We start from the raw sequence: 15498 nt of genomic DNA on the forward strand, positions 1-15498 counted from the left end.
ATGACAGGGGCGCCCCCCCCCCCCCCCCCGAAGGCGGCGGCATGAGCGCTACAGAATCACCCTGGCCGAACGCAACTCGGCGATCCGCTCAGCACTCAACCCTAACTCCCCCAACACCTCGTCCGTATGCTGCCCCAACCCCGCGCCAACATGCCTTGGCTCCGGCAACGCCTCAGAGAATTTCAACGGACACGCCATCTGCGCCTGCGTCGTGCCATCGCCGCGCGGTACCTGGGTCACCAGCTCCCGCGCCTGCATTTGCGGATGCCGCAGCGCCTCGCCCAGACTCAATACCGGCTCGACACAGGCATCGACCCCGGCGAACAACTCACACAGTTCTGCAAAATCATGCCGTTCGAATTCGATGCGCAACGCCTCTTTCAAGGCTTGTTGTTGCTCAGGCCTGGGCGACAACCCTTGCGCGGCCAGTTCCGGCCGGCCCAGCGCCGTGCACAATTGCTGCATGAAGGCCGGCTCCAGACTGCCCACCGACATCCAGCGCCCATCCCGGCTGCGGTAATAATCGTAAAAGCTGCCGCCATTGAGCATCTGGTCTTCCCGACCCGGTTCCACGCCGCAGGCCAGATAGCCCGAGCCGGCCATGGCGTTCAGGCTGAAAGCGCAGTCGGTCATGCTCACATCCAGATGGGTGCCCTGCCCGGTTTGCTGACGGGCAATCACCGCTGCCAGCAAGCCGATCACGCCGTGTAGCGAGCCGCCCGCCACGTCCGCCACCTGCATGCCCAGCGGCAGCGGCCCGCTGTCGGCGCGCCCGGTATAGCTGGCAAGCCCGGCCAGCGCCAGATAGTTGATGTCATGCCCGGCGCGTTCCTTGTACGGCCCGGTCTGGCCGTAACCGCTGATCGACACATAAATCAGCTTTGGGTTGATCGCCTTCAATGCCTCATAACCCAGGCCCAGACGCTCCATCACCCCGGGGCGAAACTGCTCAAGGACGATGTCGTACTCGCCCAGCAGTTGCTTGATGATCTGCAGCGCTTCGGGCTGTTTCAGATCCAGCGCCAGACTGCGCTTGTTGCGGTTGAGGTAGGCGTGACTGGCCGAAACACCGCCATCATGCGGCGGCAGCGCCCGCAGCAGATCCATACGCGTCGGCGATTCGATGCGCAGCACCTCGGCGCCCATGTCCGCCAGCAGCAACGAGGCGAACGGCCCCGGCAGCAAGGTCGAGAAATCGAGAATCTTCAGTGAGGCCAGCGGTGCAGACATGGGCGAACTCCTTGGGCGATGTACTCAGCCTAGGCAGCCATTGCCGATGCGGCAATCACCGCAAATGTCAGCAGGTGTGACCGTTGCGCTCAAATTCCGGGGGCAAAAAAACCCGCCGAGGCGGGTTTTTCTGTGCAAGCGATGCTTACTTCACATTGCTCGGGGTTGGGCCTTCAGCCACACCCAGGTCGTCTTCTTCACGCTCATCGGAGATACCGCGACCGCCGGAAGCCAGCTCGGTCTGCAGTTGATCGGTGTCCAGTTCCTTGACCCACTTGGCGACGACGATGGTCGCTACAGCGTTACCGACCAGGTTGGTCAGTGCGCGGGCTTCAGACATGAAGCGGTCGATACCGAGGATCAGCGCCAGACCGGCAACCGGCAAGTGACCTACTGCCGACAGTGTCGCGGCCAGCACGATGAAGCCCGAACCGGTCACACCCGCTGCGCCTTTGGAGGACAGCAGCAGTACCAGCAGCAGGGTGATCTGGTGGGTGATGTCCATGTGCGTGTCGGTCGCCTGAGCGATGAACACGGCCGCCATGGTCAGGTAGATCGAAGTACCGTCGAGGTTGAACGAATAACCGGTCGGGATCACCAGACCAACAACCGATTTCTTCGCGCCCAGACGCTCCATCTTGATCAGCATGCGTGGCAGTGCCGATTCCGACGAGGAGGTGCCCAGTACGATCAACAGTTCTTCACGGATGTAGCGCACCAGCTTGAACACGCTGAAACCGTGAGCCCGGCAGATCGCACCCAGCACCAGCACGACGAACAGTACGCAGGTGATGTAGAAGCAGATCATCAACTGGCCCAGTTGCACCAGCGAGCCGACACCGTAGGCACCGATGGTGAACGCCATGGCACCGAACGCACCCAGCGGCGCCAGTTTCATGATCATGTTGATGATGTTGAACATCACGTGGGCGAAGCGATCGATCATGTCCAGCAGCGGACGACCGTACGAGCCGAGGCGATGCAGGGCGTAGCCGAAGATCACCGAGAACATCAGCACTTGCAGGATGTCACCGGTGGCGAACGCGCCGACGATGGTGTTCGGGATCACATTGAGGAGGAAACCGACAATGCTCTGGTCTTTACTGGCCGTCACGTAGGTAGCGATTTTCGAGGCGTCGAGGGTGGTGACGTCGATGTGCATGCCGGCGCCCGGTTGCACAACGTTGACCACGACCAGACCGATCAGCAGGGCAATGGTCGAAACGATTTCGAAGTACAGCAGCGCGTAGCCGCCGGTCTTGCCTACCGACTTCATGTTCTGCATGCCGGCGATGCCGCTGACAACAGTACAGAAGATGATCGGGGCGATGACCATTTTGATCAGCTTGATGAAGCCGTCACCCAGTGGCTTGAGGGCCACACCGGTCTGCGGATAGAAGTGACCAAGCAGGATGCCGATGGCGATGGCAACGATCACCTGGAAATACAGGGATTTGTACAGTGGCTGACGAGTCGTCATTGCAGGTTTCCTCAAGCGTCCAGCGGCAACATCCATCTGTCGAGCGCTGAACCTTAATTGCGAACCCTCCTGCACTGGAGGGATTTGTTGTTGGAACGGCATTTTTCCGGGCGGAGAAATGCACGCTTCTGTGGCTTGTATCGCAAACGTCGTGCCAGATTGGTGCGAATGGCAGCAAGCCTTTTGATATCAGGGCCTGCGGGATTTTCCTGTCACCAATCAGTGACTTGAGGCATGGCGGATTTCCGCCAACTGAGCGTTCGGCGTCCTGCAATTTGGCGGAAATCCGCCTTGTTGCGTTGCCGGCCCGCCGTTACGATCGGTGCCTGAACAAGGATTGCCGCTTATGCGCGAACGCACCATCGCCAGCCATTTCGCCCGTGCCGCCCTTGGCGGTGCACGCCGGCGCGGCCTGGATTATTCAGGCCTGTTGCAGCAACTTGGGATCAGCGCGGAATTGCTCGACGAGCCCCGCGCGCGGATTGCCCCGGAGCAGTTCACCCGGCTGATTCAGGGTTTGTGGCTGGCGCTGGACGACGAATACCTGGGTTTCGGCAGCGCGCCGAGCAAGCCCGGCAGCTTCGCCATGATGTGCCACGCCTCAATTCACTGCCGCAACCTGGAGAAGGCTCTGCAACGTGGCTTGTTGTTTTACAGCCTGTTCCCCGACGCTCCACGCCTGACCCTGCGTCGCGAAGACGACTGGGTGCGTCTGAGCCTGGACGACGCGCAGTGGTGGGACCCGGATCATTTTCTCAGCGAGAGTCTGTTGGTGATCTGGCACCGCCTCGGCAGTTGGCTGATCGGCCAGCGCATTCGCCTCGAGCAGGCGACTTTCAGCTATCCGCGCCCCGAGCACGGCGGCGAATACGATCTGCTGTTCCCCTGCCCGCTGACCTTTGATGCCGAGCAAAGCAGCCTGCTGTTTCACAGTCGCTACCTGGCCATGCCGCTGTTGCAGGACGAACGCACGCTCAAGCATTTTCTCGAGCGCTCCCCCGCCGACCTGCTCTCACGCCCCGACGACGGCGACAGCCTGAGCAGCCGCCTGCGCCGCTTGCTCAGTCGCGACGCTGCGAGTTGGCCGGATCTGGAAGCCGTCGCCGCGCATCTGCATATCAGCCCGCAGACCTTGCGGCGGCATTTGCGTGAGGAAGGCACCAGTTTTCAGGAGCTGAAAGATCAGCTGCGGCGGGATATCGCCATCTATCATCTGGGCCGCGCGGAGCTGTCGTTGCAGCAGATTGCCGAGCAGCTCGGGTTCTCTGAGCCTTCGGCGTTTCATCGGGCGTTCAAGAAATGGACGGGGCTGACACCGGGGGCTTATCGGGCGCAGGAGTTGTGAAGTCAGACGCCTTCGCGAGCAGGCTCGCTCCCACAGGAGAATGCGTTTCAAGGTGGGAGTGAGCCTGCTCGCGAAGAGGCTGGCACTGCCAACCTTTACACCGCAGGAAAATGAATCCTGAACGCCGCCCCGCCCATCGGTGAATCACCCAAAGCCAAACGCGCGTTGTAGCTTTCGATGATGTCTTTGACCACCGCCAGCCCGATCCCTTGCCCGGGATGCTGGGCGTCCAGGCGTTCGCCACGCTCAAGAATTCGCGCACGCTGATCGAGTGGCACGCCCGGGCCATCATCCTCGACGCACAATTCGATCCCGGCCAAGGACTCGCGCACGCTGACCCGCACTTCGCCGAGGCACAGGCGGTAGGCGTTTTCCAGCAGGTTACCGAGCATTTCCAGTAAGGCGCCCTGCTCGATCGGCACGTAGCAATGCTCCGGCAGATCAAAGGTCACGCGCACATGTTTGTCGCGGTAGACCTTGTCCAGCGTATCGCAGAGGCTTTTGAGCACTGGTTGCAGGCGCACCTGATGGCGCACCAGTCCGCTTTTGCGCAGGCTGGCCCGTTGCAGTTGGTAGCTGATCTGCTGGCTCATGCGTTCGATCTGGCTTTGCAGGACCCAGGCCTGGTCGCGGTCTGCGGGACGCTGGGCCATGTCTTCGCTGACGCCTTGCAGCACCGCCAACGGGGTTTTCAGGCTGTGGGCGAGGTCGTCGAGGGAGTCGCGGTAGCGGCTGCGTTGCTGGCGTTCGCTGAGCAGCAAGCGGTTGAGCGAGCCGGTCAGGCGCAGCAGTTCACGCGGGTGTTTCTCCGTCAGGCTTTCGCGGGTACCGCCTTCGATTTCGTCGAGTTCCTGGCTCAAGCGGCGCAAGGCCTTGAGGCCCCAGGTCAGGCCGATCCATAACAACGCCAGCAAAACCAGCAATGCCGCGCCGAAGCCCAGATAGAGATTTTCCCGCAGGCCTTCGAGGGTGGTTTCGTATTCACGCACCGGTTGCAGAGCGACGATGCTGAACGCCGCACTCTTGCCGCCGAGCAGTTTGACTTCGACGTCGTAGACGAAGAACTCCTGACCGCTGGCCTCGCGGATGCGCGCGAACTCGTTGCCGAGGCCGTCGTAGCGCGGTTTGTAGTTGATCTGTTCTTCCTGGGTGGCTTTCGAACGCCACACCAACTTGCCGTCGCGGTCGTAGATATAGCCGAGCAAACGGAAATCGGTGAGGTTGAAGCGTTCGTCGGGCAATTGCGACGGCATCACCAGCCGACCGTTTTCCACCCGCGCGGCGGAGATCAATGTGGTGACGTCGGAGGCCAGGCGTTGTTCGATCGAGTCCTGCAAGGCAAGGCTGAAGGCGCCCTGCATCGCCGGCAGCAAGGCAAGCATGAACAACACCGCCAACGTGGTGGCGGCGAGCATCAAGCGAACGCGAAGGGAACGGATCAAGTGCAGCGCTCATTGAACAGGTAACCGAGGCCGCGCACGGTGTCGATCGGTTTGAACCCGGCCGGGCCTTCGAGCTTGCGGCGCAGACGGCCGACCAGCACTTCGATGACATTCGGATCGCGCTCGTCGTCATCCGGATACAGCTGCTCCATCAAGCGATCCTTGGGCACCACTTGCTGGTGATGGCGCATGAGGTACTCGAGGATGCGGTATTCGTAAGCGGTCAGCGCCAGCGGTTGCTCATCGAGGCTGGCCTGTTTGCGATTGAGGTCGAGCAGCAAAGGCCCGGCAACGATGGTCGACTGGGTGAAACCGCTGGAGCGGCGCAGCAATGCGTTCAGGCGTGCGTCGAGTTCTTCGAATTGGAACGGCTTGACCACGTAATCGTCGGCACCGGCGGCGAGGCCTTCGACCTTGTCCTGCCAGTTGCCGCGCGCGGTGAGTATGAGGATCGGGAAGGTCTTGCCGCCCGAGCGCAACTGGCGGATCAGGTCGAGGCCGCCCATGCCCGGCAGGCCGAGATCGATCACCGCCAGATCGAAGTTGTACTGGCCGGTCTGGTACAGCGCCTCCTCGGCATTGGCCACGGACTCGACCACATGACCGCTTTCCGTCAGGCGGGTTTGCAGGTGATGACGCAACAGCGCCTCGTCTTCGACGACCAACAGTTTCATGCCTTTCTCCCTATCACTTGAACTCTCCAGGCAACTACCTGTGGGAGCGAGCCTGCTCGCGAATCCGGTGGATCAGCCAAGCAAGTGTCGGCTGATACACCCCTTTCGAGCAGGCTCGCTCCCACACTTCAATCGGCGGCAACCGCTTAGAAATAGTAGTTGGCCGACAGGTAGGTCTGCGCGCTGCTGGTCAAGTCCAGCGAGCCCTGTTTGCTGCCGCCGCTCTCTTTCATTTCGGTGCTGGCGTTGCTGCGCAGGTAACGGTAACCGAGTTCTATCGAGGTGTTCTGCGAAACTTGCTGCAACACACCCACCTGGCCACCGATGGCGTAACCGATATCGCTGTCACGGCTGAAACCTGGCGAATCCTGCGTCAGCTTGGTCAGACCGGCCGTGGCGCCACCGAACAACTTGGTGCTGCCGCCCACCGGGTAGAACAGGTCATAGCTGCCGAGCAGATTTTCCTGGCGCAGTTTAACGCCATTGTGCGAGCCGGAAACGTTGTCGTAGGTGGCGTAGTAGCGGCCCTGGCTGTTTTGCTGACCGAGGCGCATGCCGTAGGTGTTGTTGCCGTCGATGGCCCCGGTGACGTTGGGGTTGCCGAGATTGTTGTTGAGCGCGTGGGACTTGTCGATCTTGTCGCTGGTCTGGCCGAACGTCAGGCCGGCGAAGTTGCTGGTGTCGTCGGCGTTCGCCGCGATGCTGGAGCCTAACAGGGTAAAAGCCAGCAGCAATTTGTTTAAACGAGTCATGGGTATTTCCTCTTTCACAGTGCTGTTTGGGTATGGCGCAAGGTTACTGAGCCGCCCCTGTACGGCCCCTGAACCGTCTCTGAACCTGACCTGAACCGGATCGACTAGGCTGTTCTGACCACTTTCAATAAGGAGATCCGACCATGCGCCTGTTCCTCGCCCTCACTTTGCTGGCAGTCAGCAGCTTCACCCAGGCTGCGATCAAGACTGAAGAAATTCCCTACCAAAGCGCCGACGGCAGCCAACTGATCGGCTACTACGCCTACGACGACGCGATCAAAGGCCCACGCCCCGGCGTTGTCGTGGTCCACGAATGGTGGGGGCTGAACGATTACGCCAAGCGCCGCGCGCGGGATCTCGCCGAACTCGGCTACAGCGCGCTGGCCATCGATATGTATGGCGAAGGCAAGAACACCGAGCACCCGAAAGACGCCATGGCCTTCATGCAGGCAGCGACCAAGGACGCCGATGCGGCGAGCAAGCGCTTCGCCGCCGGGCTCGATCTGTTGAAGAAGCAAAAGCAGACCGACCCGAACAGGATCGCCGCCATCGGTTATTGCTTCGGTGGCGCCGTGGTGCTGAATGCCGCCCGTCAGGGTGTGCCGCTGGCCGGTGTGGTGAGTTTCCATGGCGCGCTGGCAACCAAGACCCCGGCGACTCCGGGCAGTGTGAAGGCGAAAATCCTCGTCGAGCACGGTGCGCTGGACAGCATGGTCACTCAGGACCACGTCACCGCGTTCAAGTCGGAGATGGACAAGGCCGGGGCGGACTACCAGTTCGTCAGTCTGGATGGCGCCAAGCATGGTTTCAGCAATCCGGATGCCGATCGCCTGAGCCATGGCGAGCATGGCGGGCCGGACATTGGTTACAACAAGGCGGCGGACGAGAAGTCGTGGGCGGATATGCAGGCGTTCTTCCAGAAAATCTTCGGTTGAGTCAGTAACCACCGAGGCGCGGCTTTCGCGAGCAGGCTCGCTCCCACACCGGATATCTGTCGCCCAGAAGATCCCTTGTGGGAGCGAGCCTGCTCGCGAAGGCTTCACCGCCGATCTCGACCTCGCCCCGACTAACCGGCAAAATGCCCGCCATGCATACCACCCCCGCCCTGCCCGCCTGCTGCACTGCGCTCGACAGCCACTGGCCGTTGCCGACGGTCCTGGCCGATACCGTGCTGCTCAGTACCCACTTCGACCCGGCACGCCTGCTTGGCGATGACTTCCAGCGCAGCGCTGTGCTGGCGCCACCGAGCATTCAGCGCTCGGTGGCCAAGCGCCAGGCCGAGTTTCTCGCTGGACGCATTTGCGCGCGGGCCGCGCTGCAACAACTCGAAGGCCTGAATATCGTCCCGCCGATTGGCGAAGACCGCGCGCCGGTTTGGCCGGCGCACATCTGCGGTTCGATCACCCACAGCACTGGCCGTGCGGCGGCGATTGTCGCCAACAAGCAACACTGGCGCGGCTTGGGCATGGATCTGGAAAACCTGTTGAGTCACGAGCGCGCTGAACGCCTGGCCGGGGAAATTCTCACCCCGGCGGAAATGCAGCGCATGGCGGCAGGCTCGCAGGAGCAAATGGCGCTGCGGGTGACCCTGACGTTTTCGGTGAAAGAGAGTTTATTCAAAGCGCTGTACCCGATCGTGCAGCAGCGCTTTTATTTCGAGCATGCCGAAGTGCTGGAATGGACTGCGGCGGGTCAGGTCAGGCTGCGGTTGCTGACTGATTTGTCCAGCGAATGGCGCAACGGATCGGAGCTGGAGGCGCAGTTTGCAGTGCAGGATGGGCAGTTGTTGAGTCTGGTCAGCATTCCTGCCTGAAGTTTTGCATTGCCTGTTGTGGCGCCTTCGCGAGCAGGCTCGCTCCCACAGGGGATTGCATTTCAAATGTGGGAGCGAGCCTGCTCGCGAAGGCGGTATCCCGAATCTCAGCGGCGCTCCTGATTCCTCGGCCAGCTCAGACTGAAACACGCCCCACCCAGACTCTTGCTCTTGCCAATGATCGCGCGGCCGTCGTGCCAGTGAATGATCCGCCGCACAATCGACAAGCCCAGACCATGCCCGCCCGAGGCCCGCGTGCGGCTATCGTCCAAGCGCAGAAACGGCGTGAAGATCCGCTCCCACGCCACCTCCGGCACCCCCGGCCCGTCATCCTCGACGTCGATCCGGCAACGCAACTGGCCGACCTGATAACTCACCGTCACCTGCGAATGCGCATGGCGCATCGCGTTGCCCACCAGATTCTGCAGCGCCCGATGCAAATAACGCGGTTCAGCCTCGACCCACGCGCCGTCATTGTCGGCCGATGACAGACACAAACCGCGCTGCACCGTGACCTCGGCGCGCAGCGGCGCCAATTCTGCGATCACCTGATTGACCAGCGCATCCAGATCGATGCGCTGGAAGGTCAGCGCCGGCGAGCCTTGCTCCAGTCGTGCGTAGGTGAGCATTTCGTCGACCAGTTTATCGAGGTCTTCGATGTCGTGATCCATGCCTTCGCGGTATTTCTCCAGCGCCTGCGGAGTGGTAGCCGTGCCGATCATTTCCAGACCGAAACGCAGCCGCGCCACCGGCGTGCGCAGCTCGTGAGACACCGCGCGCACCAGTTCACGCTGGATCGCCAGCAACTGTTGCAGGTGCTCGGCCATGCCATTGAACGCCAACGCCAGCCGTCCGACCGAGTCGGCACCGCGCGCCGGCACACGGGTTTCCAGGCTGCCCTTGGCAATCCGCGTGGCCGCTGCTTCGAGGCCGCGCAAACGTCGCTCGAGCTGACGCACCAACAGATAAACGATAAGGCCGATCAGGGTCAGGCCCAGCGCGGCAATCAATACCAGCCATTCCGGCGGGTACGGATTCATCTGATACAGCGGGCCGATTTCCAGCACCCACGGCGTGCCGACCATACCGGCGAAGACGCGGATCGAATCGCCGCCCTTGCCCAGCGCCATCACCGTATCGCCCTCGGCCACGCGGCGGCTCTGGTCTTCGTCCATGTCGGCGTCATTTACCGTGACCAGACGCAGATCGAAGCCAAAGCCCTTTTCCTGCTTTATCTGCGCCAGACGTTTGGGCTGTTCGCCGACCGGTACCCGCACCAGTTCATCGGCCAGCAGGTAAATGGTCGCCCGGGCCAGTTGCTCGCTGATCTGCTGCACCTCGCCCACCAGCATCATTTGCTCTTTTTCGCTGATCAGCCGATAGACCCTGGCCGCGTGAGGCCCGGTCTGCTCGACCAGCGCCTGACCGCGCAGCACACGGGTGCGCTGGGCCAGATCGAGGTCGGTTTCGGCGAATTTCTTCAGTGTCAGCGGTATACCAAGCAGCCGCTCCCACACCAGCAACGCGCGATGGCGTTCGGTCTGGTTCATCGGTTGCAGGTTGTCGGCCATCAGCGAGAAGGTGCCGTGGGCCAGACGCTCGCGGTATTGCTCGCTGCGCACCTGATTGAGCAGGTTCAGCGCCAGCACGCCGAGCACCGCCACCAGAATCAGCGCGGCGCACATGCCGCCGTAGATGCGCAGGAAAATCGAATTCACAGCGCCAGGTCTGCGCAGGCTTCCGGGACGAACAGGTAGCCTTTGCTGCGGATGGTCTTGATCAGGCGCGGATGGTCGGGGTCGTCGCCGATTTTCGGGCGGATGCGCGAGATACGCACGTCGATCGAGCGGTCCTGGCCGTCGTAGCCGATGCCGCGCAATGCAGTGAAGATTTCTTCCCGGGAAAGAATCCGCCCGGCGTTGGACACCAGCAGCCAGAGCAGGTCGAACTCGGCGCTGGTCAGCTCGATGCCGTTGTCGCTCAGCCAGGCTTCGCGTAACGCGTTGTCGACCACCAGTGGACCGAATTGCAAACGCCGGGATTTTTCCGCGGCCGGCTCCGGTGTGTCACTGCGGCGCAGCAACGCCTGGATCCGCGCCAGCAACAAGCGCGGACGCACGGGTTTGCATACGTAGTCGTCGGCACCGAGGTCGAGGCCGTGGATCTGATCAGCGTCATCGGTGCGCGCGGTGAGCATCAGGATCGGCCCGTCGTACTGGCTGCGCACCTTGCGGCAGATGCTCAGGCCATCCTCGCCGGGCAGCATCAGATCGAGGATCACCAGATCCGGCTGCTCCTTGAGGATCCGCGCCGCCGCCAGCGCACCGTCGCCTTCGATCTCCACGCGCAGGCCATTGGCTTGCAGGTAATCGCGGGTGAGCTCGGCCAGTCGCTGGTCATCCTCGACGATCAATACCTGCCAGGTTTGTTGCTCCACCGGTGACCTCTGCTTGCTGTTTTTATTAAAAGAAGAAAGACAATCGCCTGACACGGACAAAACCTGTGGGAGCGAGCCTGCTCGCGAAAGCGTCTGTGCTCCAACCTGAATGCTCAGCGGTCAACCGATTCGCGAGCAGGCTCGCTCCCACAATCCTGCGTGTACCTCCCGATCATCTGTCATGTTTCAGGAGGATAAAAATGCCCATGCACCCAGCGATTGTATAAACGCCGGTCACGCGGAAAACAAGTCGGTAAATGCGTTCGGACAAGGCGGAATTCTGTGATAGGGTTCGCGCCCTTAAAAAACCGCTGAAGCGTTTTTCCAGGCAAAAAAACAGTGACAAACGGTCTGGCTCAGCAGGTTCGCGGCCTACACGCGTTTTCCCTGTTTCTTACACAAATTACGCACAGGCTTATCCACAGGTAGTACGTTGCAATCCCCCCCTGAAACGCATTATCTTGTAGCACGGCGAAAACAGAGACCCTACATATAGGGTTTTCACCTAAAACGCCCAACCACATTTCAGACCTGAAACTCAAGTGCTTTATGGCCAGTTTCCGGTAGAACAAGCGAGTTTTTTCAAGCCCAAACCGCACTGGCGGATGGCACCGTTTTATTTGGTCCGAAACGGACAAAACGGTATGGGTGTTGCAGTCATGACTGCCACCCGCGAAGGAATCCGGTGGCGAGCTTCGGCTCGTAACCAAAACTTCGGCAAGGATGCGGCGTTGCAGCCTTTTTCCTACTGCTCCGAAGTTTGTAATGCCGACGCCCGTCGGTTGCAGTGCTTCGGTACAGAACGGTGAGCACCATGACGGTGCCAAACAAACATAGAGAATGTGGAGACCACCCCCCATGCAAACCGACACAACTCGCGAGAACCCGCAGGGCACCTTGCCGCAGGCCGCCGATTCGACTTCGGATCTGGCAGCCACCGCGCCTGGCCAGCTGCGCGTGATCAAGCGTAATGGCACTGTCGTTCCTTACACCGATGACAAGATCACCGTCGCTATCACCAAAGCGTTCCTCGCAGTTGAAGGCGGCACCGCTGCCGCCTCGTCGCGAATCCACGACACCGTTGCGCGCCTGACCGAACAGGTCACCGCGACCTTCAAGCGTCGCATGCCATCGGGCGGCACCATCCACATCGAAGAAATCCAGGACCAGGTCGAACTGGCCCTGATGCGTGCCGGCGAGCAGAAAGTTGCACGCGACTACGTGATCTACCGTGACGGCCGTTCGAAAGAGCGCGCAGCGCACGCTCCTGCCGAAGCAGCAGTCAACGCGCACCCGTCGATCCGCATCACCCGCGCCGACGGCAGCCTCGCGCCGCTGGACATGGGCCGCCTGAACACCATCGTTACCGAAGCCTGCGAAGGTCTGGAAGAAGTCGACGGCGACCTGATCCAGCGCGAAACCCTGAAGAATCTGTACGACGGCGTGGCCCTGACCGACGTCAATACCGCCCTGGTGATGACCGCCCGTACCCTGGTCGAGCGCGAGCCGAACTACTCGTTCGTCACCGCCCGCCTGCTGATGGACACCCTGCGTGCCGAAGGCCTGAACTTCCTCGAAGTCGCCGAAAGCGCCACCCATCACGAAATGGCCGACCTTTACGCCAAGGCACTGCCGGCGTACATCGCCAAAGGTATCGAGTTCGAACTGCTGAACCCTGTGCTGGCTACCTTCGACCTGGAAAAACTGGGCAAGGCGATCAACCACGAGCGCGATCAGCAATTCACCTACCTGGGCCTGCAGACCCTGTACGACCGCTACTTCATCCACAAGGATGGCGTGCGTTTCGAACTGCCGCAGATCTTCTTCATGCGCGTGGCCATGGGTCTTGCGATCGAAGAGAAGCAGAAAGAAGACCGTGCGATCGAGTTCTACAACCTGCTGTCCTCGTTCGACTACATGGCTTCGACCCCGACCCTGTTCAACGCCGGCACCCTGCGTCCACAGTTGTCGAGCTGCTACCTGACCACCGTGCCGGATGACCTGTCGGGCATCTATCACGCGATCCACGACAACGCCATGCTGTCGAAATTTGCTGGCGGCCTGGGCAACGACTGGACGCCTGTTCGTGCGCTGGGTTCTTACATCAAGGGCACCAACGGCAAGTCGCAAGGCGTTGTGCCGTTCCTCAAAGTGGTGAACGACACCGCTGTGGCCGTGAACCAGGGTGGCAAGCGCAAAGGCGCTGTGTGTGCCTACCTGGAAACCTGGCACATGGACATCGAAGAGTTCATTGAGCTGCGCAAGAACACCGGTGACGATCGTCGTCGTACCCACGACATGAACACCGCCAACTGGATCCCTGACCTGTTCATGAAGCGCGTCTTCGATGACGGCAAGTGGACCCTGTTCTCGCCATCCGAAGTACCGGACCTGCACGACCTGACCGGTAAGGCCTTCGAAGAGCGCTACGAGTACTACGAAGCGCTGACCGAGTACCCGGGCAAGGTCAAGCTGTTCAAGACCATCCAGGCCAAAGACCTGTGGCGCAAGATGCTCTCCATGCTCTTCGAAACCGGCCACCCATGGCTGACTTTCAAAGACCCGTGCAACCTGCGCAGCCCGCAGCAGCACGTCGGCGTGGTCCACAGCTCGAACCTGTGCACCGAGATCACCTTGAATACCAACAAGGACGAAATCGCCGTTTGCAACCTGGGCTCGATCAACCTGCCGAACCACATCGTCGACGGCAAGCTCGATACCGCCAAGCTGCAACGCACCGTGAACACCGCCGTGCGCATGCTCGATAACGTGATCGACATCAACTACTACTCGGTGCCGCAAGCGAAGAACTCCAACTTCCGCCACCGCCCGGTCGGTCTGGGCATCATGGGCTTCCAGGACGCTCTGTACCTGCAGCACATCGCCTACGGCTCCGACGCTGCCGTCGAGTTCGCCGACAAGTCGATGGAAGCGGTCAGCTACTACGCGATCCAGGCTTCCTGCGACCTGGCCGACGAGCGCGGCGCCTACGAGACGTTCAACGGTTCGCTGTGGTCCAAGGGCATCCTGCCACTGGATTCGCAACAGATCCTGATCGAACAGCGTGGCGAAAAGTACATCGACGTCGACCTGAAGGAAACCCTCGACTGGGCACCGGTTCGCGCCCGTGTACAGAAAGGCATCCGTAACTCGAACATCATGGCCATCGCACCGACCGCGACCATCGCCAACATCACTGGCGTCTCGCAGTCGATCGAGCCGACCTACCAGAACCTGTACGTGAAATCGAACCTGTCGGGCGAATTCACCGTGATCAACCCGTACCTGGTTCGCGACCTGAAGGCTCGCGGTCTGTGGGACTCGGTCATGATCAACGACCTGAAGTACTACGACGGTTCGGTGCAGCAGATCGAGCGCATCCCGCAAGAACTCAAAGAGCTCTACGCGACCGCGTTCGAAGTGGACACCAAGTGGATCGTTGACGCCGCCAGCCGTCGTCAGAAGTGGATCGACCAGGCCCAGTCGCTGAACCTGTACATCGCCGGCGCATCGGGCAAGAAGCTCGACGTGACCTACCGCATGGCCTGGTACCGTGGTCTGAAAACCACCTACTACCTCCGTGCCCTGGCCGCGACCAGCACCGAGAAGTCGACCATCAACACCGGTAAGCTGAACGCTGTTTCCAGCGGCGGCAACCACGGCGACGATTCGGTTCTGGCCGCTCCGGCAGGTCCGGCGCCGGTGCCAAAGGCCTGCGCGATTGACGAGCCGGATTGCGAAGCTTGCCAATAAGCTGAGCTGATTTCAGGCGTTGCGAGACGCCTGGAATCTCAAGGCAAACAAAACCCCCGACAGACTTCTGGTTTGTTGGGGGTTTTGTTTTTTGGCGGCCTTGGCGGCCTTGGCGGCCTTTGGGCCGACCGGACTCTTGAGGTTTTGGGTGTATATCCGTTGCTGCGGGTGTTGCCGCTGGCGGTTTCGCTCTTACAGCGAGTCACCTTTTTCAGACGCCAAAAAGGTAACCCAAAAGGCTTTGCCCCGGCGTACGGCCCGCTCGCTGAGGCTCGGGGTACCTTCGTTACGGGACCGATCCGGGCGCAGCCTGCCGAAGGGGCAAAAGATCAAAAGCCGAAGCAAAGCAAAAGCCAGATCAAGAGCCAGATCAAAAGATCGCAGCCTTCGGCGGCTCCTACAGTTGGATCGCGTGCTACAAGACCAGGTCGGCTGTCGGGCCGCCTTCGCGAGCAGGCTCGCTCCCACAGAAAAGCAAAGCAGCGCAGCTGCCCGCGGCGAAGCCGCACCACTCAACAATGAGCGCAAGCTCGAGTGCTTTTGATCTACGGGCGACGTCGGAAGGCTGAGTG

General features: G+C 61.0%; 11 protein-coding genes. 4 read left to right on the plus strand and 7 right to left on the minus strand.

Features of this window, described 5'->3' with window-relative positions:
* Positions 1 to 48: 48 nt before the first annotated feature.
* Both OK411_RS21035 and OK411_RS21040 read right to left on the minus strand, forming a co-directional pair.
* Positions 49 to 1230 (minus strand): CaiB/BaiF CoA transferase family protein, encoded by a 1182-nt coding sequence (locus tag OK411_RS21035; RefSeq protein ID WP_264365634.1) that lies wholly within the window; start codon positions 1228 to 1230, stop codon positions 49 to 51.
* Between the two features lie 145 nt (positions 1231 to 1375).
* Positions 1376 to 2710, minus strand: coding sequence for a dicarboxylate/amino acid:cation symporter (locus OK411_RS21040; protein ID WP_024013978.1), 1335 nt, complete (start codon positions 2708 to 2710; stop codon positions 1376 to 1378).
* Positions 2711 to 3056: 346 nt separating this feature from the next.
* Between OK411_RS21040 and OK411_RS21045 the strand changes: the two genes are divergently transcribed.
* Positions 3057 to 4055, plus strand: coding sequence for an AraC family transcriptional regulator (locus OK411_RS21045; protein WP_264365635.1), 999 nt, complete (start codon positions 3057 to 3059; stop codon positions 4053 to 4055).
* Positions 4056 to 4150: 95 nt separating this feature from the next.
* Here the strand turns inward: OK411_RS21045 and OK411_RS21050 are convergent, their stop codons facing one another.
* From OK411_RS21050 to OK411_RS21060, 3 genes are all read right to left on the minus strand, one after another.
* The gene (locus OK411_RS21050; RefSeq protein WP_073472181.1) at positions 4151 to 5497 is read right to left on the minus strand and encodes an ATP-binding protein; all 1347 of its coding nucleotides are present in this window, start codon (positions 5495 to 5497) and stop codon (positions 4151 to 4153) included.
* Positions 5494 to 6171 carry a response regulator transcription factor gene (locus OK411_RS21055; RefSeq protein WP_016773623.1) on the minus strand — a complete coding sequence of 226 codons (678 nt, stop codon included), beginning with the start codon at positions 6169 to 6171 and terminating at the stop codon, positions 5494 to 5496. The genes OK411_RS21050 and OK411_RS21055 overlap by 4 nt, the downstream gene beginning before the upstream one ends.
* A 146-nt stretch (positions 6172 to 6317) precedes the next feature.
* A complete protein-coding gene (locus OK411_RS21060) occupies positions 6318 to 6923 on the minus strand; it encodes a hypothetical protein (RefSeq protein ID WP_122707481.1) in 606 nt (201 codons plus the stop codon).
* Positions 6924 to 7066: 143 nt separating this feature from the next.
* On the opposite strand from OK411_RS21060, the gene OK411_RS21065 reads away from it, so the two are divergent.
* Both OK411_RS21065 and OK411_RS21070 read left to right on the plus strand, forming a co-directional pair.
* Positions 7067 to 7858, plus strand: a complete 792-nt coding sequence (locus OK411_RS21065) for a dienelactone hydrolase family protein (RefSeq protein ID WP_264365636.1) — start codon at positions 7067 to 7069, stop codon at positions 7856 to 7858.
* Positions 7859 to 8010: 152 nt separating this feature from the next.
* Positions 8011 to 8736 carry a 4'-phosphopantetheinyl transferase family protein gene (locus OK411_RS21070; protein WP_264365637.1) on the plus strand — a complete coding sequence of 242 codons (726 nt, stop codon included), beginning with the start codon at positions 8011 to 8013 and terminating at the stop codon, positions 8734 to 8736.
* A 107-nt stretch (positions 8737 to 8843) separates the two neighbouring features.
* Here OK411_RS21070 and OK411_RS21075 read toward each other — a convergent pair whose 3' ends face one another.
* Together OK411_RS21075 and OK411_RS21080 are read right to left on the minus strand one after the other, a co-directional pair.
* A complete protein-coding gene (locus OK411_RS21075; protein ID WP_125926497.1) occupies positions 8844 to 10454 on the minus strand; it encodes an ATP-binding protein in 1611 nt (536 codons plus the stop codon).
* Entirely contained in the window at positions 10451 to 11173 is a 723-nt protein-coding gene (locus OK411_RS21080; protein WP_264365638.1) for a response regulator, read from the minus strand. Before OK411_RS21080 ends, OK411_RS21075 begins: the two co-directional genes overlap by 4 nt.
* An 858-nt stretch (positions 11174 to 12031) precedes the next feature.
* Between OK411_RS21080 and OK411_RS21085 the strand changes: the two genes are divergently transcribed.
* Entirely contained in the window at positions 12032 to 14926 is a 2895-nt protein-coding gene (locus OK411_RS21085) for a ribonucleoside-diphosphate reductase subunit alpha (protein ID WP_024013986.1), read from the plus strand.
* The last annotated feature ends 572 nt before the right edge of the window (positions 14927 to 15498 follow it).

The organism is Pseudomonas sp. RG1 (genome assembly GCF_025910115.1).
GTDB lineage: Bacteria > Pseudomonadota > Gammaproteobacteria > Pseudomonadales > Pseudomonadaceae > Aquipseudomonas > Aquipseudomonas atacamensis.